This is a genomic window from Nocardia noduli (genome assembly GCF_019038455.1).
In the GTDB taxonomy this organism is placed as follows: domain Bacteria; phylum Actinomycetota; class Actinomycetes; order Mycobacteriales; family Mycobacteriaceae; genus Nocardia; species Nocardia noduli.
In genome coordinates this window covers 19869-43466 of record NZ_JAFMPL010000051.1, presented here as the reverse complement: position 1 = coordinate 43466, position 23598 = coordinate 19869, and the positions used below count along the sequence as shown (strand labels likewise).

Here is a 23598-nt window from a genome sequence, read left to right as displayed (position 1 = left end):
TGGAGTAAGTTCTGGGGGAAGTGGCGAAATGCCGACCGGCACGCACGATACGCCGCGAGAAGGTCGTTTCCCACCGAAACGACCTTCCCGCGCCGTCGGAATGTCAGCGGCCCGCGCCGATCGGCGCTCCGAACGCCGCCGCCAGCGTCACGCCCGCGACCTCTTCCCAGACCCGCCAGGTGTCGGCGTCCAACATCATCGACCCGACGTCAGTGGTCGAACAGCCCTGCGCCACCGGCACACCCGCGAAGCGGTCCCGCAACCACAGCAGCGCGCTCGGCGCGCCGATGGGATCGAGGGTGAGATGTTCGCTGAAGTGGTCCCGGATGTACCGCACCCGCGCGGTCGGGTCCGCGCAGTAGGTGTCGACGAGGGTGTTCACCGGGCCGACCGGGATCAGCCAATCCATATTCGCCTGGAACATGAACATCGGCATATCCGGAACCTGCTGTCCCATACGAGTTTTCGCCAGGGTCTCGACCACGCCGGGATCGCTGAAAGGATCGGCGTCGAGCATGCCGAGATTGTCGCCGAACGGGAAGAGCGCCGATTGGTAACTCGCGCACAGTTGGTCCTTGGCCGCCAGCATGAAACGGCCGAGCGGGGTCGAATGACGCTCCAGGAATTCGCGCAGCGCCGGGTATTCACGCGAGACGCCGACCACGCCCGCCATGATCAACCCGGAGGAGAGATTCCGGTTGGCCAATTTCAACGCCGCCGACAGATCCGCCGGAATGCCACCCTCCGCCGCGCCGACGATATTCAATTCCGGCGCGTAACTCCGTTTCAGTTCGGCGGTGTGGCCGGTGGCGATGGCGCCGCCGGAATAGCCCATCAGTCCGACCCTGGTGCTGTCACCCGGCAGCCCCATCGGCGCGAAATCCTGTGCGGCGCGAATGCCGTCCAGGGTGATCCGCCCGGCCAGCGGACCGGCGGCGTAGGCGGAGTCGGGGCCCTGATGGTCGGGGACGACGACCGCCCAGCCCTGGGCGAGCGCCGCCTGGACTTCGAGGAATTGCGCGGCCACCAGTATCGATCCGGTGAGAGGAGCCGGGATGGATCCCATCTGTAGCTGGTAGGAGGGCATGCAGTAGTTGCCGGTGGAGTCCTCGGCGATCTGATACGACAGCAGCGGCCGGTCGGGCATGTCGCCGCGCGGCTTGATCACCGTCGCGACGGCGGCGATCGGTTCGCCCCTGGTATCGGTCGACCGGTAGGAGAGCTGCCAGGCGTCGATATTGACCGGCAGTAGCGACAGGTTGGCCAGATTCACCTGGCGTGCCGCGATCAGCTGCCCCGGCTCCAGATCGGCGAATCTGTCGGCGGCGGGGCGGTAGAAGGCGGGATCGAAACCCGGCGGCATCGGTGGGATGGGGAAGGCGGGCGCGGGCGCGATCGCCGGGGCGTCCGGCGCTGGATCCGCCGCCGCCGAGGTGGTGAGGACGAACGGCAGACAGGCCGCGACGGCGACCGAGAGGGCCAGCAGCTTCGATGCGTGCTTTGCCAAGGGTGAACCTCTTCGTTCCGCGGGCCGAGTAACTGAGCCCGATTGGTTTCAGAATGAAGGCGAGTATGCACCGAACATGACCTCGATCACAACCACCGGCACTGCGCCGATCCCCGTCGTTCCCGATGAGAGGTGCGCGCGCCGCTGGGGATACCGTGGATGGGTGACGATCGTGGGCAGGCAGTACGGCGGACGCGCCGTCGCCGAACGGAAGGCCGAACGTCGGCTCCGCTTTCTGGAGGCGGCCACCCGGCTGTTCGCCGAGCGCGGGTACACCGACTGTTCGCTCGCCGACGTGTGCGCCGCGGCCGGATTGTCGAAGCGGCAGTTCTACGAAGAGTTCGAAACCAGGGAAGACGTGCTCGTCGCGGCCTACGACCGCATCCAGGACCAGGCCGCCGCCGCGGTCGTCGCCGGCCTGTCGGAACTCGATCCGCGCATGGACCCGCACGTCGCGATGCACGCGATCATCTCCGCCTACGTCGGTTCGATCGGCGCCGACCCGTATCGGGCCAAGGTCGCCTTCATCGAGGTCGTCGGGGTGAGCGAGCGGATGGAACAGCATCGCCGCGAACGCAGACACGCCTGGTCCGCGGTCATCGAATCGACGGTGGTGCCGATCGTCGTCCCCGGTGGACGCGTTCGCGGCGCGCCGGGTCTGGCCTCGACGGCGTTGATCGGCGCGATCAACGGACTGACGCAGGAATGGTTGCTCGCCCGGCCCCGGCCGCCGGTCGACGCGCTGGTCGAATTGCTGGTCCCGGTCGCCGTCGCCCTGGTCGAGAGCCCGGACCAGATCTAGGGCGCGCACGCCCGGAGCCGCCGGTCTGCCCTCGAGTGGCCGACCCTCGCGTGCGGTCGGTCGAACCGCTCGGATCGAACCGGGAACCGCTGGTTCGCTACCGTGTCGCTGGGCGGGATACCGGGCGGCATCCGACCATACTGGCCCAATGACCGGTGCAGTTGCTGTCGCCGAAAAACCCGCTCCGACGCCGTTGACGGGCGCGCGGAGAAATATCGTCTTCGCGACGATCGTGCTCGGCATGTTGATGGCCGCGCTGGATCAGACCATCGTCTCCACCGCGCTGCCGACGATCGTCGCCGATCTCGGCGGGGCCGGGCATATGGCCTGGGTGGTCACGTCCTACCTGCTGGCCGAGGCCGTGGCGACGGTGCTCGCGGGCAAACTCGGCGATCTCTTCGGCCGCAAACTGATCTTCCAGCTCAGCGCCGTGATCTTCATCGCGGGTTCGATGGTCGCCGGGCTGTCCAACGGCATGTTGCTGCTGATCGTCGCGCGCGCCGTGCAGGGCATCGGGGCGGGTGGTCTCATGGTGACGGCGATGGCGCTGATCGCCGACATCATCCCGCTGCGCGAACGCGGTAAATATCAGGGTGCGCTCGGCGCGGTCTTCGGCGTCACCACGGTCATCGGACCGACCTTGGGCGGACTGTTCACCGACAACGCGAGCTGGCGCTGGTGCTTCTACGTCAACGTGCCGGTGGCGGTGCTCATGATCGTGATGGCGGCGCGGACCATCCCGCGCGTGCGGGCGATGACCAAGCCGATCATCGACTACGCGGGTATCGGCCTGGTCGCACTCGGTGTCTCGGCCCTGATCCTCGGACTGGAATGGGGTGGGCAGGAGTATCCGTGGGCCTCCTGGCAGATTCTCGGTCTTTTCGTCGTCGCCGTCGTATTCCTCGCCGCCTTCGTCGCGGTGGAATTGCGGGCTGTCGAACCGATGCTGCCCATGAAATTGTTTCGCAGCAATGTGTTCACGGTCTGTTCGATCCTGAGTTTCATCGTGGGATTCGCGATGCTCGGCTCGATGACCTACCTGCCCGCGTATCTGCAATACGTGGACGGTGTCTCGGCCACCATGTCCGGACTGCGGACGCTGCCACTGGTGGCCGGGCTGCTGGTCACCTCCATCGTGTCCGGACAGGTGGTCGGCGTGACCGGGCGCTACAAGATCTTCCCGATCGTCGGCACGGCGGTCATGGCGCTCGGGTTGTATCTGATGTCGACGATGGGGCGTGGCACCAGCGTGTGGCTGGAATCGCTCTACATGCTCATCCTCGGTCTCGGGATCGGCCTGGCGATGCAGGTGCTGACCATCGTCGTGCAGAACACCGTGCCCTACGCCGACCTCGGTACGGCGACCTCGGGTGTCACCTTCTTCCGAACCCTCGGAAGTGCTTTCGGCACGGCGATTTTCGGAACTCTGTACACGAGCGAGCTGACGCCGGGTCTGTCCGACGCGCTGACCGAGGTCGGGGTGGTGCCGCCCGAGGTCGCCACGAATCCGGAGGCCCTGCGCAATCTGCCCGCCGAACAGGCCGCCCCGATCATCGACGCGTACGCCGACGCCGTCGACTTCGTCTTCCTGTGGGTCGTTCCGGTCGCGCTGCTCGGTTTCGTGATCGCGTGGTTCCTGAAGGAGGTGCCACTGCGCGACAGCGCGCGGGTCGGCGCGGGCGATGTGGGCGAGGGTTTCTCGGTGCCCAATACCTCCGACCGGGTCGCGCTGCTGGAACGTTCGGTGTCCTCGACCATGCGCCGAGCGCGCCGGTCCGGTCCCGTCATGCCGCGTATGCTGGCCGACGCGGGCAGCGGATTGAGCCGCGGCGAAGCCTGGGCGGTGGGGCAGGTGTTCCTGCACAACAAGATTCGGGGAACCGCGCGCCTGGAGACGATCGCGCTCGCCCACCGGGTACCCGACGAGGTGATCGAGCCGATCTTCCTGAAGGTGATCGGCGGCGGTCTCGTCGACGCCGAGGACGGATATCTGCGGCTGACCCCGGCGGGTCAGGCCGAGGTCGACCGGGTGGAGGCCGCGTGGCGGAGCTGGCTGAGCACCAGACTCGACACCTGGGACGATCGTGACCCCGTCGACCGGGCGCTGCTCGATCAGGCATTGCGCAATATCGCGACCAAACTCCTGAAAGAACAACTGCACGAGGAGGATACGACCAGGGTCGGCACGTAGCCGCGTTCGCTCCACTTGTGCCCATATACTCGTAGACGTATATTCGTAGACGAGTAAGGAGGGTTCGTGGCGAAGAAACGCAAGGTCGGCAATCTGCTGGCGCTCGCGGTGCTCTCGGTGAGCGTCGAAGGGCCGATGCATCGCTACGAAATCGCCTCCAAGCTGCGAGAACGCGGTAAAGACCGCGATATGGACATCAAATGGGGCTCGCTGTACACCGTCGTGCAGAACATGGAGAAGGCGGGCTTCCTCGAGGTCGTCGGCAGTGAGCGCGACGGTGCGCGGCCCGAGCGCGTGATCTATCGGATCACCGACGCCGGTCGCGCCGAAATGTCGGACTGGGCGAGGGAACTGATCTCCTCCCCGCAACCCGAACCGTCCCGCTTCACGGCCGGATTATCGGTCGTCGGCACGCTGCCGCCCGACGAGGTCGTCGATCTGCTCGGTGTCCGGATCGCCGCGCTCGAGCAGGCGATCGCGGCGGGCCGGGCCGAATTGGCGGCATTGCGCGCGGCCGCGCTACCCCGGCTTTTCGTCATCGAATCCGAATACGGCATCACGATGCTGGAGGCGGAGGCGGAGTGGGCGCGTTCCTGGCGCGCCGAACTCGTCGAAGGAACCTTCCCCGATATCGGATTCTGGCGGCACATGCACGCCGAGGGCATCGACCCCGGCGAGGTCATCGACGCGGTGGAGAGGGGGATGACACCGGAGTAGACCTCGGAGCACCGAACAGAAACCGCCCGGCGACGTCCGGGCGAAGACCGAGGCCCGGCGGGGTGCGGCAACACCGCCGCCGAGCCTGATCGAACCGTCTCGAACCGTGCCCGCGCGAAGCGCACCCGGCCACGAGGCTGGCAACCACAGGATAACCGGGTGGTGCGCGCGACGGTTCGGGGAATTCACCGAATTCAGGAGACACCCATGTCCACCACCCGTACCGCACTGGTGATCGGCGGCGGCATCGCCGGACCGGTCGCCGCGACCGCCCTGTCCAAAGCCGGTATCGAACCCCGCGTCTACGAGGCCTACCCCGGCCCGTCCGACGGCATCGGCAGCGGGCTCGCCCTGGCCCCGAACGGCCTGGCCGCGCTCGACGTCATCGACGCGGGCGATCCGGTGCGCGCCATCGCCACCCCGGTGTCGCGCATGCGCCTGTCCATGAGCGGCAAGATCCTGGTCCTGCCCGGCCTGTCCGATGTGCCGCCGTTGCAGGTGGTCGATCGCGCCGAACTGCACCGCACCCTGCACGACCACGCGCGCGCCGCGGGCGTCGCCTTCGAATACGGCAAACGACTGGTCGACGTCGACGAGGGCGCGCACGGCGTCACCGCGCGCTTCGCCGACGGCACCACCGCCACCGCCGACGTGCTGATCGGTGCGGACGGCATCCGGTCGACGGTGCGCCGACTGATCGATCCGCAGGCAAAGGGACCGGATTACACCGGCATGCTCGGCTTCGGGGCGCTGACCGAATGCGATCTCGACGTCGAGCCCGACACCATGACCTTCGCCTACGGCAAACGGGCCTACTACCTCTATTGGCGTCACGACGACCGCCGGATCGCCTGGGGGGTGAACCTGCCGCACAAGCAATATCTCTCGCTCACCGAGGCCCGTGCGATCCCGGCCGAGCACTGGCTGCGGATCATCCGCGAGACCTACGGCGAGGACACGCCCGGCGGCGAACTCGCGCGACGCACCACGGCCGAGCAGTTGGAGACGGTCGGCGCGCTGCACATCATGCCCCCGGTACGGCACTGGTACCGGGGCCGGATGGCGCTGGTCGGCGATTCGGTGCACGCGCCGTCCAACAGTTCGGGGCAGGGCGCGTCACTGGCGGTGGAGAGTGCGGTGCAGGTGGCGCGCTGCCTGCGTGACCTGCCCGAACCCGGCGCGGCCTTCGCCGCGTATGAGGCGCTGCGGCGCGCACGGGTCGAAGGTGTGGCCAAGCGGGCGGCGCGGATCAACCACAGCAAGACCCCGGGGCCGGTCACCCGCACGATGATGACCCTGCTGATGCCGTTGATGACCAGGACGGTGATGGATCCGGAGAAGACGATGGGGCACGAACAGCGCTATCGCATCGACTGGGACGCACCGGTCCGGCCGGAGCCGACACCGGTGTAGCAGGGGGTGCTTCGGGGGGTGGCGCGCGCCACCCCCCGAAGTCGTGTCAGGAGAAACCCCAGGTCGGCGCGGTTCGGAGGTGACCCCAAGGTGGGGATTCGGTAACCCTCGGAGGGGCGGGGGACAGCACTGGGGTTCCTGTCGACGGAGGTCTTTCCGGAGGAGATTAGAGGCATACCGAGAACGACACGAGAAACTCTCCTAAGGGGACACGATATGTACGCCACAGCAGCCACCGAGACCCGCACCAACGCCTTCGCGCTGGTCGAGACCATCGACCCGGCCGCCGTAGCGGTGTCCTCCGCCGATTGCGACCTCACCTACGGCGAGCTCGACGCCTGGTCGAACCGCCTGGCCCGCGTGCTCGTGGAACTGGGCGCGCGTCCCGGCACCCGGATCGCGGTGGCGGTCGACCCCGCCATCGAGGCGGCCGTCACCCGTATGGCCGTCGCCAAGACCGGCGCGACCGCGGTGGACGGGGATCTGGTCCCCTTCGGCATCGACATCGGCGTCACCACCAAGGCCCGCCGCGCCGCGCTGTCGGATTCGGTCGACTGGCTCGTGCTCGACGACCGCTCGACCCTGGTTCGCTACATGACCGGCTCGGACGCCCCCCTCACCGATGCCGACCGCATGCCGGTTCTCCAGGCGTCCTGACCCAGGAACCACCCGCTGACCGACCGGGAATCGACCGACGAAAAATCGTCTGTCGATTCCCGGCTTTCGGCCGATTATCCGGGTGCGAACGCGCCAGGACCGAGATCCCGCCACGGCAGGCCGATTATCGGATACCGCAGCGCCGCCGGGGATAGAATTCCGAGGGGACCCAATACATGCGCACGCTGGTCGAATCACCTGACCGACGGCTCGTTCCATTCCGATCGAGCAGGTTTCCCGCGGCCGACAGCGCGTATGCCCCGGCTCGGTGCTGCGCGCGTATCGCTCTGTCCACAATGACCCTCGCCTGAGTACGCAGGAATCACCCATGCCACAGCGCTCTCTTTCGCCGGTTACGTCGGACGACACGTTGCCCGCCGAAGCCTTCCCCCTGTCCGCCGCGCAGCGCGGAATCTGGTTCGCCCAGCATTTCGCCGGCCGGACCCCGATCTCCATCGCGCAATACACCGAATTCGACGGACCGATCGATCTCGAAATGCTCGCCGCGGCCTCGCGCCTGGCGGGCCGGGAATTCGGCACCGGCTATCTGCGGCTGATCGACGTGGACGGTTTCCCGTACCAGATCATCGACCCGACCCTCGACGACGATCTGGTCGTGGTGGATTTCCGTGGCGAATCCGATCCGATGGCCGCCGCGCAGGCCTGGATGCGCGCGGAATACAGCGCACCGCTGGATCTGATGCGCGACCGCCTCGCCACCATGACGATGCTGCGGGTCGGCGAACAGCACTGGCTCTGGTACCAGCGCATCCACCACATCGTGCTCGACGGTTTCGGCGCGATGACCCTGCTCCAGCGGGTCGCCGAACTGTACGAGGCGATGGCCGACGGACGCGAGCAGCCGCGGGGCAAGGCGGAGGATCTGCGCAAGATCATCGACGCCGACCTCGCCTACCGTGCCTCCGACCGGTTCCGGGCCGACGGTCAGCACTGGCGCGAGCACCTGGCGGGTATGGCCGAACCGGTGAGTCTCGCGGGCCGGGCTGCCGATGTGGACGCCCACCCGAGCCTGATGACCGGCGAACTGCCCGCGGCGACGGCCGCGCTGATGGACGCCGTGGCGAAATCGGAGAATTCCAGCGTCGCGCCGGTGGTCGTCGCCGCCTTCGGCGCCTACCTGGGTGCGATGACCGGCGCGCCGGAAGTGATGCTCAGTCTGCCGGTCTCCGGCCGGACCACCGCCTCGCTGCGTCGCTCGGGCGGCATGGTCGCCAATGTGGTGCCGCTGCGGCTGCGCCTGGACACCACCGTCACCACCGGTGCGCTGATCCGCGCCGCGCAGTCGGAGTTGACTTCGGCGCTGCGCAGGCAGCGCTATCGCCAGGAGGACATCGTCCGCGATCTCGGCTGGGCGGTGGACGAGGCCGCGTCCTTCGGGCCGACGGTCAACCTGATGATGATGGACACCAGGATCGCGCTCGGTCCGGTCACCGGGCGTATGCACGTGCTCACCTCGGGGCTCATCGAGGATCTGTTCCTCAACCTGTATCCGGGCGTCGGCGGCGAGAGCACCCATATCGACTTCCAGGCCAATCCGAATCTCTACACCGACGACGAACTGACCGCTCAGCACCGTCGCTTCCTCGCCTTCCTGCACCGTTTCCTGGTCGCCGGACCGGACGCGCCGGTGGCGACCGTTCCGGTGCTGTCGGACGAGGAATCCGCCCAACTGGTTCCCGCCCGTGGCATCGAGGATGTCCCCGCGCGCACCCTGCCGGAAATCCTCGCCGACGGCGCGGCGCTCGCGCCCGACGCGGTCGCGATCCGCGCCGGGGACCGGATGCTGACCTACCGCGAAGCGGGCGAGTACACCGACCGGTTGGCCCGGCTGCTGATCGCCTCCGGCGCGGGACCCGAACGCGCCGTGGCGATTTCGATCCCGCGTTCGACGGAGTCGGTGCTGGCCATGTGGGCGGTCGCCAAGACCGGCGCGGCCTTCGTGCCGATCGATCCCGGATACCCCGCCGACCGCATCGAGTACATGGTCGACGACAGCGGTGTGGTGGCCGGGCTGACCGTGGCCGCGGCCAGGGACGCGCTCCCGGACAAGGTGACCTGGCTGGTCCTCGACGACGATGCGACCGACAGCGCTGTCGACGAACAGGATTCGGGCGCGATCACCGACGCCGACCGGACGGCGGCCCTGCGTCTCGACCAGACCGCCTACCTCATCTACACCTCGGGATCGACCGGTCTGCCCAAGGGCGTCATGGTCTCCCATCGCGGGCTGGCGAATCTCGTCGCGAACTCCGGAGCCGGATTCGAGGTCATCGCCGATTCGGTGGTGGCCCACGCGGTCTCGCCCAGCTTCGACATCTCGGTCGAAGAGTTGCTGGTCGCGCTCGCGACCGGCGCGACCGTCGCGGTCGTTCCACCCGCGGCCTACGCGGGTGAGGAACTGGCGCGGGTCTTGCGCGACTACGGTGCCACCCACCTCAATGTGACTCCCGCCGTGGTGAATTCGCTCGATCCAGCCACCCTTCCCGAGCTGCGCACCGTCATCGTCGGTGGTGACGCCTGCCCGCCGGAACTGGTCGCGAAATGGTCGGGACGGAGGCTGCTGAACGGGTACGGGCCCACCGAGACCACCATCACGGTGACGCTGAGCGAGCCGCTGACACCCGAATCCCCGATCACCATCGGCGGTATCACCCGCGGCGTGCGCGCGGTGGTGCTCGATCCGTGGTTGCGCCCGGTCGCTCCGGGCGCGGCGGGTGAGCTGTACCTCGGCGGACCCGCCGTCGCTCGCGGCTATCACCGTCGAAACGGGCTGACCGCGAGCCGGTTCGTCGCCGATCCCTATGTGCCGGGTGAACGGCTGTACCGCACGGGCGACCTGGTGCGCTGGTGCCACCGCGACGGCAGGCTGGAACTGGAGTACGCGGGGCGTGGCGATTTCCAGGTGAAGGTGCGCGGATATCGCATCGAACTCGGCGAGATCGACGCCGCGTTGCAGAAGCAGCCGGGTGTGGACTTCGCCCTGACCCTGGGTGCGACCACCCCCGCGGGCGTCACCGCGCTGGTGGCCTACGTACTCCCGGTGCCCGGTGCGCAATTGCTGCCGGAGGCACTCAAAGCCGCTGTCGGACAAGATCTTCCGGGGTACATGGTGCCCTCGGTGGTGATGGTGCTCGATCATCTGCCGCTCACCCCGGTCGGCAAGGTCGATCGACGGGCGCTGCCCGCACCGGATTTCGGCGCGCGCGACGTCGAACACCGCGCGCCGTCGACACCGCGCGAGGAGATCCTCGCCGCGATCTTCGCCGAGGTGCTCGGACTGGATTCGGTCGGCGTCGACGAGAATTTCTTCGCACTCGGCGGCGACAGCATCATCTCCATCCAGCTGGTGTCGCGGGCGCGGGCCGCGGGAATGCAGTTCAGCGCCCGTGACGTCTTCGAACGCAAGACCGTCGCCGCGCTGGCCGCCGCCGCCACCGACGTGGCCGACAGCGCCGTCGTCGAATTGCCCGGTGGCGGTGTGGGACCGGTCGCGCTCACCCCGATCGTGCACGCCATGCTCGAACACGGCGACACCTGGCAGCGCTACAGCCAGGCCGTGCTGATCGGATTGCCCGCGGATATCGACCCGGCCCCGCTGTCCGGTGCCGTGCGTACCCTGATCGACCACCACGACCTGCTGCGCAGTACCCTGCGCCGATCCGGCGACGACTGGGAATGGGTGGTCGCCGAACCCGGTTCGGTCGACGCCGCCGACCTGATCGAGGTGGTCACCGCCGAGGGCGACCTCGAGGAGTTCACCGAACGCGCCTTGCAGCGCGCCGCCGATCGGCTCGATCCGGCGGCGGGCGTCGTCGCACGGTTCGTGCTGATCCAGCCGTCCGGCGAACGAGCGGAGGACGTCACCTCGCCGAATCCGGATGGGCGCGAGCCGGAATCCGGTTCGGGCGTGGCCGAGGGGTCGCTGCTCTGGTTGGTGCTGCACCACCTCGTCACCGACGGTGTGTCGTGGCGCGTGCTGCTCCCGGATCTGGCGACCGCCTGGTTCGGCGGCACCCTCGACCCGGTCGGGACCTCCTTCCGCCGTTGGGCGCACGCCATCGCGGAACAGACGGACTCGCGGCGCACGGAACTGCCGCTGTGGCAGCGGATCCTGCGGACCGACGACCCCGCGATCGGCCGCCGCGCCGCAGATCCCACCGTCGACGTGGTTTCCACCATGGCGCAACTGACCACCACCGTCGACGCCGAGATCGCGGACGCGGTGCTCGATATCGCCCCCGCGCGATTCCACTGCGGCGCGGACGACGTGCTGCTGGCCGCGCTGACCATGGCCGTCGGCCGCTGGCGTGACCGCACCGGCGCGCTGTTCACGCTGGAAGGACACGGCCGTGAGGAATCCGTGCTGCCGGGCGCGGATGTCGCGCGCACGGTGGGCTGGTTCACCAGCGTCTACCCGGTGGCCGTCGACCTGACCGGCATCGACCTGGACGACGCGTTCGCGGGCGGTCCGGCGGCGGGCTCCGCGATCAAGGCGGCCAAGGAACAGTTGCGCGCTGTCCCCGATCGCGGTGTCGGCTACGGCATGCTGCGCTACCTGGACCGGGAGGGGTCGGCGGCGCTGGCCGACGCGCCCGTTCCGCAGATCAGCTTCAACTACCTCGGGCGAAGCGCGGGCGGAACCGACGAGGCCTGGATGCCACGGCGTTTCGCCTCGACCCAGGACGATCGCGCGCCGCTGCCCGCGGTCGTCGACATCAACGCGATCATGGGCGCCTCCGCCCTCGAGGTCACCTGGGCCTACGCCTCGGGTGTGCTGGACGCGGACCAGGTCGCCGAACTGGCCGGGCTGTGGACCGAGGCATTGGGCGCGCTGGCCGCGCACGCGAGCGCGCCGGACGCGGGTGGCTACACCCCGTCGGATTTCGCGCTGACCACCGTGACCCAGCCTCAGATCGACGGCTGGGCGCGCACCTACCCGAATCTGGCCGAGGTGTGGCCGCTGTCGCCGCTGCAATACGGTCTGCTGTTCCACGCCTGGTACGACACCGACACCGCCGACGGCTACACCGTGCAGACCCGGCTCACCCTCGCGGGCCGTGTCGACGCGGCCCGGTTGCGCACGGCGGCACAGACTCTGGTCGACCGCCACGAGAATCTGCGCGCCGTATTCGTCGAGACCGAGGACGGACCGCGTCAGCTCGTGCTGTCCAGCGCCGAGGTGCGCTGGCAGGAAATCGATCTCACCCGCCTCGCCGATCCGGCCGAGCGGCAGCGTGAACTCGAGCGCCTGATCGCGGTCGACGCGCACAGCCGTTTCGATCTCACCCGCGCGCCGCTGCTGCGGTTCCTGCTCCTGCGCACGGGCCCCGAGACCTACACGCTGCTGATGACCAATCACCACCTGGTACTCGACGGCTGGTCGACGCCGCTGCTGGTGCGCGAACTGCTCACCGTCTACATCGCGACGGGCGCGGGCGCCGCGATCGCCGACGTGCTTCCGCCCGCACCGTCCTACCGGGAATTCCTGTCCTGGCTGGCCGAACAGGACGACGACGCCGCGGCCGGGAACGCGCTCGGCGGTTCGGACGCCGCTGTCGCCGTGTGGCGTGCGGCGCTGGCCGGAATCGACGCGCCCACCAGGGCCATCGCGACCCTGGCCGATATCCACTCGACCGAATCCGGCATGGTCTCGGTCGACCTGCCCGCCGAGTTGATCGCGCGGTTGGAAGCCACCACCCGGGCCGCGGGCGCGACGGTCAACACCGCGGTGCAGGCCGCGTGGGCACTGCTGCTCGCCATGCTCACCGGACGCGGCGATGTGGTGTTCGGCGGCACCGTCTCCGGTCGGCCGCCGCAACTGGCCGGTGTCGAGGATATGGTCGGCCTGTTCATCAACACCCTGCCGGTGCGGGTGCGCCTGGACCCGTCGGAGTCGGTGCGCGATCTGCTGGCGCGGGTGCAGACCGAGCAGGCGCGGCTGCTCGATCACCAGCACGTCGGGCTCGCGGCCATCCACCAGGCCGTCGGTCTCGCCGAATTGTTCGACACACTCACGGTTTTCGAGTCCTATCCGATCGACCGCGAGGCACTGTCGCGGTCGATGGATATCGCCGGTATGCGCATCCTCGACGTCGAGGGCACCGACGCCACCCCGTATCCGTTGAACCTCATGGTGATTCCGCTGCACGGCATGCCGGGCAGCAACGACACCCTGCGCATCACCGTGAAATTCCTGGCCGACCATCTGACGGAATCCTCGGCGCGGCGACTGCTCGACCGATTCGTGCTGCTGCTCACCCAGATCGCGGACAGGCCGGAATCGCTCGTCGCGCGACTGCACCACTGCGACCCCGACGAACGTGCCGCGCTGCTGCCGGTGCGCGGGCCCGAATCGGTACCCCAGCGCACCCTGCCCGAGGTGCTGGCCGCCGGGGCACGGATCGATCCGGACGCCGTCGCGATCGACGCGGGCGGTGACCGGATGACCTACGGCGAACTCGACGCGTGGTCGAACCGGTTCGCGCGGGTACTGCTGCGCCGGGGTATCGGCGCCGAGGTCTTCGTCGTCCTCGCGCTGACCCGTTCGGTGGAGTCGGTGGTCGCGGTGTGGGCGCTGGCCAAGACCGGCGCCGCCTTCGCGCCGCTGGACCCGAACTACCCGGTGGAGCGGATCGAGCACATCCTCACCGATTCCAAGGCCCCGATCGGCGTCACCGTCCGGGCCACCGGCGAGACGCTGCCGAGCACCATCGACTGGTTGCTGCTGGACGATCTCAACACCATCCGGCGCGTGATGACCGTGTCCGACGCCCCCATCACCGACGAGGAACGCGGCGGCGCGATCCGGATGGATCAGACCGCGTACCTGATCTACACCTCCGGCTCCACCGGTAAACCCAAAGCCGTGCTGCTCAGCCACCGCGGTATCGCGAATCTGGTGACGGCACAGCGGGAAACGCTGGATCTGGACCCCACGGCCAGCGCGTTGCAGGTCGCCTCGCCGAGTTTCGACGCGTCGGTCTTCGAACTGCTGACCGCGCACGCCGTCGGCGGGCGGCTGGTGCTGTCCCCGGCGGAGGTGTACGGCGGCTCCGAACTCGAACAGCTGTTGCGCGCCCAGCGCGTCACCCACGCGGTGATCACGCCGTCGGTGCTGGCCACCATGGATCCGACGGGGCTGCCGGATCTGCGGGTGCTCTCGGTCGCGGGCGAGGCGGCCGGTGCGGAACTGACCGCGCAGTGGTCGGTCGGGCGGCGGATGGCGAACCTGTACGGACCCACCGAATTCAGTATCTGGGCGAGCGGTCCCGGTGAGTTGAAAGCGGGCGAGCCCGTCACCATGGGCGGGCCGATCCGCGGCGCCGAACTGATGGTGCTCGACGGCTGGTTGCGTCCGGTGCCGGTCGGCGTCGAAGGCGAGCTGTACCTGGCGGGTCCGGCCATCGCCCGCGGGTACTTCAACCGTTTCGCGATGACCGCGGGCCGGTTCGTCGCCAACCCCCACGGCGCGGCCGGGGAACGGATGTATCGCACCGGCGATATGGTGCGCTGGGTCGACTGGAACGGCACCCTGGAACTGGAATACCTGGGGCGCAGCGATTTCCAGGTCAAGATCCGCGGTCTGCGTATCGAACTCGGCGAGATCGACGCCGTGCTGTCCGCCGACGACGAGGTCGAATACGCCGCGACCATCGGCACCCCCGGCCCGGCCGGGGAGACCGTCCTGGTCTCCTACGTGGTGCCGACCCAGGCCTGGCGCGCGTCCGTCGGCGCGGGCGTCGAATTCGACACCGAGCGGCTGCGGGCCCGGATAGCGGGCGCGCTGCCCGGATACATGGTGCCCGGATACCTCATCGTGCTCGACGACGTTCCGCTCACCCCGGTCGGCAAATTGGACCGCAAGGCCCTGCCTATGCCGGACTTCGAAAGTTTCCAGCGCCGCTACCTGGCACCGCGTACCCCGGTCGAACACGCCGTCGCCGAGGTATTCGCCGAGGTGCTCGACGCCGAACGGGTCAGCGTCGACCATTCCTTCTTCGAACTGGGCGGCAATTCGCTCAGCGCCACCCGGGTGATCGCCAGGATCAACGCGGCGCTCGGCTCGACGATCGCCCTGCGCGACCTGTTCGACGCGCCGACCGTCGCCCAGTTGGCGGCCCGGGTGGTCCCGGCGGGCGCGGGCGCGCGGGCCCGCTTCGGCCTCGCGCCCCGGATCCGGCCCGACCGCATCCCGCTCTCGCCCGCGCAGCAGCGGATGTGGGTGCTCAACCAGCTCGACCCCGGTTCGCCCGCCTACAACATCGCGGTCGCGCTGCGCCTGACCGGTGACCTCGACGTCGAGGCCATGAGACTGGCGCTGTCCGACGTGGTCGCCAGGCACGAGAGTCTGCGGACCATGTACCCCGCCGACGCCGACGGGCCGCGCCAGGTCGTGGTCGGCGTCGAGGTGGCGGCACCGGCTCTGCGCTCGGTGGACGCCGACGGCGCGGCCGCCCTGCGTGAGCGGATCGCGGAACTGGCCGGCGTCGGATTCGACCTCGCCACCCAGCCGCCGTTGCGGGTCGGACTGTTCCGTGTCCACGAGACCGGGGGCGACGTGTCGGGAGCCCCTGTGCACGTGGTGGTCCTGGTCGTTCACCACATCAGCGCGGACGGCACGTCGATGGCCCCGCTCGCCACCGACCTCATGACCGCCTACGCGGCCCGCGCCATGGGCGTCGAAGCCGAAATGACGGCGCTGCCGGTGCAGTACGCCGATTTCGCGCTCTGGCACCGCGAACTGCTCGGCGCGGAATCCGATCCGGAATCGCTGGCCGCGCGTCAGATCGAGCACTGGACCGAATCTCTCACGGGCGCACCGGATCTGCTGGAACTGCCCGGTGACCGCCCGCGTCCGGCGGTGCAGTCCATGCGCAGCGCGGACGTGGCGTTCACGGTGGATCCGGCGCTGCACCGAGGCATGGCCGAACTCGCCACTGCCGCCGATGTCAGCCTGTTCATGGTGATCCACGCCGCGCTCGCCGTGCTGCTCGCCCGCCTCGGCGGCACCGACGACGTGGTCGTCGGCACGGCGGTGGCCGGACGCGGCGAGGCGGCGCTCGACGGTCTGGTCGGCATGTTCGTCAACACCCTGGCCCTGCGGACGCCGGTCGATCCGAATGCCGGATTCCGCGAATTCCTCCGGGGCGTGCGGACGTCGGATCTGGATGGCTTCGCCAACGCCGACGTGCCGTTCGAACGACTGGTGCAGGTGCTGAACCCGGCCAGGTCCACGGCACACCACCCGATCTTCCAGGTGTCGCTGTCGTTGCAGAATTTCGTGGAACCGGTGCTGGAACTGCCCGGTCTGCGCATCGAGGTCGAGGATCTCGACCGCGACGCCGCGCAATTCGATCTGGCGCTGGACCTGCGCGAGCGTTTCGCGGGCACGGAGGTCGCCGGTATCGACGGCGTACTCACCTATGCCACCGATCTGTTCGACCCGGCCACCGTCGCGGCCTTCGCGCAGCGGTGGCAGCGGGTGCTCGCCGCAGTGGTCGCGGACCCGGATCTGACGATCGCCGATATCGACATCCTCGCCGCGGGCGAACGCGCCGCGCTGGTCCCGGTACGCGGCCCGCGCACCGTCGGCACCGTGCCGCTGCCCTGGCTGCTGGCGGAGTCGGCGGCCGCCTATCCCGATCGCGCGGCCCTGGTGGTCGACGGTGTCACCACCACATACCGCGAGCTCGACGCACGGTCGAACCGGTTGGCCCGGCTGCTCATCGAGGCGGGCGCGGGACCGGAGACCGTGATCGCCCTCGGACTCACCCGAGGCGCGGAACTGCTGACCGGCGTGTGGGCGGCGGCCAAGGCGGGCGCGGCATTCCTGCCCGTCGATCCGAAACATCCGCTCGACCGGATCGAGCACATGCTCGCCGATTCCGGTGCGGCACTGGGACTCACGGTCGGCGCGCACCGGCCGGGACTGCCGGATTCGGCGCGCTGGCTGGTACTCGACGACCCCGACTTCGTCGCGACCTGGTCCCGCGCCGACGCTCACACGGTGCGTTCGCGCGATCTGCGCGCCCCGATCCGCCCCGACCACGCCGCGTGGATGATCTACACCTCGGGGTCGACCGGAACACCGAAGGGCGTCACGGTCTCCCATCGCGGTCTCGCCGATCTCGTCGCGGCCCAACAGGAATCGCTGCGGGTGGACGAGAATTCCCGTGTCCTCCAGGTCGCCTCGCCGAGTTTCGACGCTTCGATCTTCGAGGCGATCATGGCCTTCGGATCGGGCGGCGCGGCGGTCGTCGCACCGCCGGAGGTCTACGGCGGTGACGCGCTCGCGGAGCTGATCGAGGCGCAGCGGGTCACCCATATGGTCATCACCCCCTCGGCGCTGGCGACGGTGGATCCGGAGCGGGTGTCGAGTGTGCGGGTGCTCGCGGTGGCCGGTGAGGCGGTCGGCGCGGAACTCGTGGAGCGCTGGGCGGTCGGGCGCACCATGGTCAACCTGTACGGTCCCACCGAATTCACCATCTGGGCAACGGGTTCGGCTCCGCTGAAGGTCGGCGAACCGGTGACCATCGGCGGCCCGATCCGCGGGGCGGCGGTGCTCGTCCTCGACGAGCGACTGCGGCCGGTCCCGGTCGGGGTGGCGGGGGAGCTGTATCTCACCGGCCCCGCACTGGCCCGCGGATATCACGCGCGGCCCGATCTCGACGCCGCCAGATTCGTCGCAGATCCGCACGGCGCGCCGGGGGAGCGGATGTACCGTACCGGCGACCTGGTGCGCTGGATTCGCGCGACGGGCACGGCGGCGGGTATGCGGCTCGAATACATCGGGCGCACCGATTTCCAGGTGAAGGTGCGCGGTCAGCGCATCGAACTCGGCGAGATCGACGCGGTGCTCGGTCGCGCCGACGGTGTGGAATTCGCGGTGACGCTCGGTGTCCGAGGTCCGGCCGGATCCACCGCGCTCGCGGCCTACGTCGTGCACGAGCCGGGAGTGGAACTCGATATCGCGGCGTTGCGCGCCTACGCCGCCGACACGCTGCCCGGGTACATGGTGCCGTCCTCGATCGTGGTCATGGACGCGATCCCGCTCAACGCGGTCGGCAAACTGGATCGAAAGGCCCTGCCGGAACCGGTGTTCGCCGCCGAGGAGACCGAATACGTCGCGCCGGGAACCCCCACCGAGGAGATCCTGGCCGAGGTGTTCGCCGCGTTGCTCGGCCGCGACAAGGTCGGCGTGCACGATTCGTTCTTCGCGCTCGGCGGCGACAGCATCCTGGCGATCCAGCTGGTGTCGCGGGCTCGCGCGCAGGGCGTCACGGTGACGCCGTTGCAGGTTTTCGAACACCGCACCGTGGCGGCCCTCGCCGCGGCGGCGGACGCGGCGGGCGAGGCCGTCACCCTCGACGAACTGCCCGGCGGCGGCGTCGGCGAGATGCCGCTGACACCGATCGTCGGCTACATGCTCGAACGCGGCGGCGACTACCGCCGTTTCGCCCAGACCGCGGTACTCGAACTGCCCGCCGGCATCCGCCACGAGCAGCTCGTCGCGACGCTCACGGCCGTGGTCGACAAGCACGACATGCTCCGTTCCCGCCTCTACCAGCGGATACGTCCGCAGGGTAACGGCGGGCCGCACGGTGACCACGTGCTCGAGGTCGCCGAACCCGGTTCGGTCGATGTCGCGGCGATGATCCGCCGGGTCGAATTCGCCGCCGACGCCGATACCGTCGATCTGCGCGAATTCGCGATCACCGAACTGGATTCGGCGATGAACCGGCTCGATCCGGCTGCCGGGCGGGTGCTGCGATTCCTGTGGCTCGATCCGGTGGGCGAGGCCGGTGACCGCACCAGGGCCGGACGCCTGATCGTCATCGCCCACCACCTGGTGGTCGACGGTGTGTCGTGGCGGATCCTGGTCCCCGACCTGATGGCGGCCTGGGCCCAGGTGTCCGCGGGCAGCACACCGGTGCTCACCGAGACCGGCACCTCCATGCGTCGCTGGTCGCACGCGCTCACCGAGGAGGCGCACCGGGAAAGCCGGGTCGCCGAACTCGACTACTGGCGCGGGGTGATCGACGGACCGGATCCGCGTTTCGGCGCCCGCGACCTGGACCCGGTGCTCGACCGGGCGGGCACCCTGAGTCAGCTCGAGGTGGAGGTGTCCGAAGAGGTCACCGCCGCGTTGCTGACCACGTTGCCCGGCCTGTTCCACGGCGGCGTGGAGGACACCTTGCTCGCCACCCTCGCTCTCGCCGTGCGCCGGTGGCGTGCGGGCAGGGACGCGGCGACCGACGACGACAGCGTTCTGATCCGACTCGAAGGCCACGGCCGTCAGCAGGAGATCGTGCCCGGCGCCGACCTCTCGCGAACCCTCGGCTGGTTCACCACCATCTACCCGGTGCGTATCGACGCCGCCGCCGCGGACGGTCCCGACCTCGGCACCGCCATCCGCGCGGCCAAGCACCGGCTGCTCGCGGTGCCGGACAAGGGCATCGGATTCGGCCTGCTGCGTTACCTCAACGCCGAAACCGCCCGGCAGCTGCCGGGCACGTTGCCCGGCCGGATCGGATTCAACTACCTGGGCCGGTACTCGACCGGCGATATCCCGGCCGGATTGGAAGGTCTCGGCTGGCTGCCCACCGACGAACTCGGCGAACTCCCGGCCGCCGAATACCCCGACGTGCCACTGCAATCGGAGATCGACGTGAACGCCGTCGTGGTCGGTGACCGCTTGACCGCCGGTTTCGGATTCTCCGCGAATCTGTTCGACCGCGACGACGTCGCCGAACTCGCCCGCCTCTGGGTGGACGCGCTCGGCGCGGCGGCGGCCTTCGCCCGCACTCCAGAGGCGCTCCGGGCGGGCGCCGAGGAGGAACTGGCCATGGCACAGGCGGCCGCCGCGACGGCGCAGCCGGGGAACGCGCTCGGACTCGACGTCCTGCTGCCGATCCGGCCCGGCGGCGACGAAGCGGCGCTGTTCTGCGTCCATCCGTCGTCCGGAATGGCCTGGACCTACCTGGGCTTCGCCGAAGCGCTGGCTCCCGGCCGTCCGGTCTACGGCCTCCAGGCCCCGGATCTGAGCGGCAAGGAACCGTCGGCGCGCAGTATCGACGAATTCGCCGACCGGTACGTGCGCGAGATCCTCGCCGTACAGCCGCAGGGGCCCTACCACCTGCTCGGCTGGTCGTTCGGCGGGCTCATCGCCCACGCCATCGCCACCCGACTGACCGAGGCCGATCACGAGGTCGGCATCGTCGCCCTGCTCGACGCCGACACCGCCGATATCGACGGCGACAGCATCGAGAAACTCACCGCGGGCGCGTTCATCAGTACCTTCGGCGCGGTCTTCGGCATCGAGGACGTGCCGGAGGAGGCCACGGCCCAGGAAGCCGCCGACCTCATCCGGGAACGAACGGGCGGAGTGGAACTGGTCGACGCCGACACCCTGGAAAGGATGGCCGGTTCCTACAACGCCTCGGCCAGGACCAGAACCGGCTACCAGCGACCGATTTTCGACGGTGACGTGCTGTATTTCAGTGCCACCGTGGACACTTCGGACATCTTCGGCCCGGAAGGCTGGCGACCGTATGTCACCGGGGAGATCACCAACTTCGACGTGGACGTCAGCCACGACGAACTGACCGCACCACACGTGCTGCCGATCATCGCGCGCGTGCTCGACGAGCATTTCACGGCGCGGAAGTCCCGCCAGACACAGGAGGCAGAGCAGTGAGCGAGACCGGAGTAGTGGTCGAAGGCATCGAGAAGTCCTTCGGGGCCGTACATGCCCTGCGCGGTGTGGATTTCGTGGCCGCGCAGGGGGAGGTGCTCGGCATCCTCGGCCCGAACGGCGCGGGCAAGACCACCACGGTGAACATCCTGTCGACGCTGATCGCCCCGGACAAGGGCCGGGCGACGGTCGCGGGTCACGACGTGGTCGCCGATCCGGCCGCCGTGCGCCGCGCCATCATGTTGACCGGGCAGTTCGCCGCCCTGGACGACATGCTCACCGGTTACGAGAATCTGGTGATGTTCGGCAGGCTCATGGGTCTGCGCAAACAGCCCGCCCGCGCCCGCGCCGACGAACTGCTGGCCGAATTCGATCTGGAGAACGCGGCGGGACGCCGGGTCGGCACCTACTCCGGCGGCATGCGCAGGCGTATCGATATCGCGTGCGGACTCGTGGTGCGCCCCGACGTGGTGTTCCTCGACGAACCGACCACCGGACTCGATCCGCGCAGCAGGCAGGGCGTGTGGGATCTGGTCGCCGGATTCCGCAAACACGGCATCACCACCCTGCTGACGACCCAGTACCTGGAAGAGGCCGACGCCCTGTGCGACCGGATCATCGTCATCGACCACGGTGTCGTCATCGCCGAGGGCACCGCCGACGAACTGAAATCCCGTACCGGCGGCAGCTATTGCGAGGTGGTGCCGCTGGATCTGAAGGATCTGCCCGCCATCGCGGCCGCGTTGGGTTCGCTACTGCCCGAGAGTAATCGGGCCGCGCTCACCCCGGAATCGGACCGCATCGCGATCCCCGCCCCCGACGGTGCGCGCACTCTCGCCGAGGCGCTGCGCCGACTCGACGCCTCCGGTGTCGAACTCGTCGACATCGCGTTGCGCCGACCCTCCCTCGACGATGTCTTCCTGAAGCTGACCGGCCATCTCGCGGAGACGAAAGAGGAAGTCGCATGACGACCGGGGCCTGGCTGGCCGACTCCCGCGCCACCCCGTTCCGCGTCCAGCAGTGGTGGGTGCTGACCTCCCGACTGGTCGTGCCCTCGGTCAAAACCGGGGAGGTACTCTCCTCGGTACTGGCGCCCGCCGCCTTCACCGCCAGCTTCTACATCCCGTTGAAGACGGTGATGATGTTCTCCGGCAACGGGTTCAGCAGTTACGCGCAGTTCATGATGCCGCTGGTGATCCTGCAAGCCGCCGCGTTCACCGCGATCGGCGCGGCCTTCCGGTCGGCCACCGACGCGGTCGCCGGACTCGACCGTCGATTCGGGTCCATGCCCATCGGGGCGCTCGTCCCGGTGGCCGCGCGCATGTCGGGCAATCTGTTCCGGCTGGTCATCGCGCTGGTGGCGGCGGTGGTGAGCGGACACGTCATCGGCTTCCGCTTCCACGAGGGCCCCTGGTACACCCTCGGCTGGGTGCTGTTCTCGCTGTTGATCGGAGTGGCGCTGACGTTGGGCGCCGACGTCATCGGCACGGTGTCGAAAAGCCCCGAGGCGACGACACAGGCGCTGGTGCTGCCGCCGCTGATCTTCGGCATGCTGTCGACCGGACTCGCGCCCGCGAGCCAATTCCCGGACTGGATCGAACCTTTCGTCCGTAACCAGCCGATATCGCAGTGGTCGATCGCGCTGCGTGCGCTGGCGGGCGATCCGAAAGGTAACGCGGGCGAGGTGAGCTGGGCGCTCATGGGTCCGCCGCTGTTGTGGGCCGTCGGAATTGTCGTCGTGTGCCTGCCACTGGCCATCCGGCTGAGCTCGAGGAAGGCGTGATGGTGTACACCGACACACGAATTCGGACCGCGACCTCCGAAACCGCACCGGCCTCGCTGCTGCGGCACACCGCGATTCAGACCCAGCGTCTGCTGTTGCGCTGGTCGCGTAATCCGGTGGCGCTGCTGGAGACCCTGATCATCCCGTGTCTGCTGCTGCTGATGCTGGATATCGTGATCGGCGGACAGATCGAGAAATTCGGCGGCACGAACGCCCTGTACGGGTCGGTGCCGATGGTCGCCATCGTCGGCGCGCTGTCCGGCGCGGTGGCCAGCGGTGTGATGCTCGGCCGTGAACGCGACGCGGGTCTGCTCGCCCGGTTCTGGGTGCTGCCGGTGCACCGCGCGTCCGGCCTGATCTCGCGCATCCTGGCCGAGGGCTGCCGCATCCTCGCGGGCACGCTGGCCGTGGTCGTCGTCGGCTATCTGCTCGGCTTCCGTTTCCAGCAGGGTCCGGCGGCGGCGCTGCTGTTCATCGTGATCCCGGTGCTGTTCGGCCTGGCGTTCGCCACCATGGTGACGGCCATCGCCGTCTTCACCGCGAAGGCGAGCCTGGTGGAGGGCATCACCATCCTCAGTTCGCTCCTGATGTTCTTCAGCACCGGATTCGTTCCGCTGCCCGCCTATCCGGAATGGATCCAGCCGCTGGTGCGCAATCAACCGATGTCGGTGGCCGTGGACGCCATGAAGGCGCTGTCGCTGGGCGGGCCGCTCGCGCGGCCGCTGATCCTGACGGTGGCGTGGTCGGTCGGCGCGATCGTGGTCTTCGCGGTACCCGCCGTCATCGGCTACCGCCGAGCCAGCCGCAGGTAGAC

Annotated in this window: 10 protein-coding genes; 9 read left to right on the top strand and 1 reads right to left on the bottom strand. The window is 68.9% G+C overall.

The annotated features are described in order from the left end of the window. Positions 1–103: 103 nt before the first annotated feature. Positions 104–1486, bottom strand: a complete 1383-nt coding sequence (locus JZ792_RS24265; RefSeq protein ID WP_438804370.1) for a lipase family protein — start codon at positions 1484–1486, stop codon at positions 104–106. A gap of 184 nt (positions 1487–1670) precedes the next feature. Between JZ792_RS24265 and JZ792_RS24260 the strand changes: the two genes are divergently transcribed. The 9 genes from JZ792_RS24260 to JZ792_RS24220 all read left to right on the top strand — a co-directional run bounded on the left by JZ792_RS24260 (position 1671) and on the right by JZ792_RS24220 (position 23596). Next, on the top strand, positions 1671–2309 hold the full coding sequence (locus JZ792_RS24260) for a TetR/AcrR family transcriptional regulator (RefSeq protein WP_308165428.1): 639 nt from the start codon (positions 1671–1673) through the stop codon (positions 2307–2309). Positions 2310–2457: 148 nt separating this feature from the next. After that, positions 2458–4500 carry an MDR family MFS transporter gene (locus tag JZ792_RS24255; protein ID WP_216913693.1) on the top strand — a complete coding sequence of 681 codons (2043 nt, stop codon included), beginning with the start codon at positions 2458–2460 and terminating at the stop codon, positions 4498–4500. A gap of 66 nt (positions 4501–4566) precedes the next feature. Continuing rightward, the gene (locus JZ792_RS24250) at positions 4567–5217 is read left to right on the top strand and encodes a PadR family transcriptional regulator (protein ID WP_216913691.1); all 651 of its coding nucleotides are present in this window, start codon (positions 4567–4569) and stop codon (positions 5215–5217) included. Positions 5218–5424: 207 nt separating this feature from the next. Beyond that, complete coding sequence (locus JZ792_RS24245) at positions 5425–6630, top strand: FAD-dependent oxidoreductase (RefSeq protein WP_216913688.1); 1206 nt, start codon at positions 5425–5427, stop codon at positions 6628–6630. A gap of 216 nt (positions 6631–6846) precedes the next feature. Next, on the top strand, positions 6847–7287 hold the full coding sequence (locus tag JZ792_RS24240; RefSeq protein WP_216913686.1) for an AMP-binding protein: 441 nt from the start codon (positions 6847–6849) through the stop codon (positions 7285–7287). A gap of 328 nt (positions 7288–7615) precedes the next feature. Beyond that, positions 7616–21004 (top strand): non-ribosomal peptide synthetase, encoded by a 13389-nt coding sequence (locus tag JZ792_RS24235; protein WP_216913684.1) that lies wholly within the window; start codon positions 7616–7618, stop codon positions 21002–21004. After that, positions 21001–21969 (top strand): ATP-binding cassette domain-containing protein, encoded by a 969-nt coding sequence (locus JZ792_RS24230; RefSeq protein ID WP_216913682.1) that lies wholly within the window; start codon positions 21001–21003, stop codon positions 21967–21969. The genes JZ792_RS24235 and JZ792_RS24230 overlap by 4 nt, the downstream gene beginning before the upstream one ends. Beyond that, the gene (locus tag JZ792_RS24225; protein WP_216913674.1) at positions 21966–22784 is read left to right on the top strand and encodes an ABC transporter permease; all 819 of its coding nucleotides are present in this window, start codon (positions 21966–21968) and stop codon (positions 22782–22784) included. The genes JZ792_RS24230 and JZ792_RS24225 overlap by 4 nt, the downstream gene beginning before the upstream one ends. Beyond that, entirely contained in the window at positions 22784–23596 is an 813-nt protein-coding gene (locus JZ792_RS24220; RefSeq protein ID WP_216913672.1) for an ABC transporter permease, read from the top strand. The genes JZ792_RS24225 and JZ792_RS24220 overlap by 1 nt, the downstream gene beginning before the upstream one ends. Positions 23597–23598 lie beyond the last annotated feature (2 nt).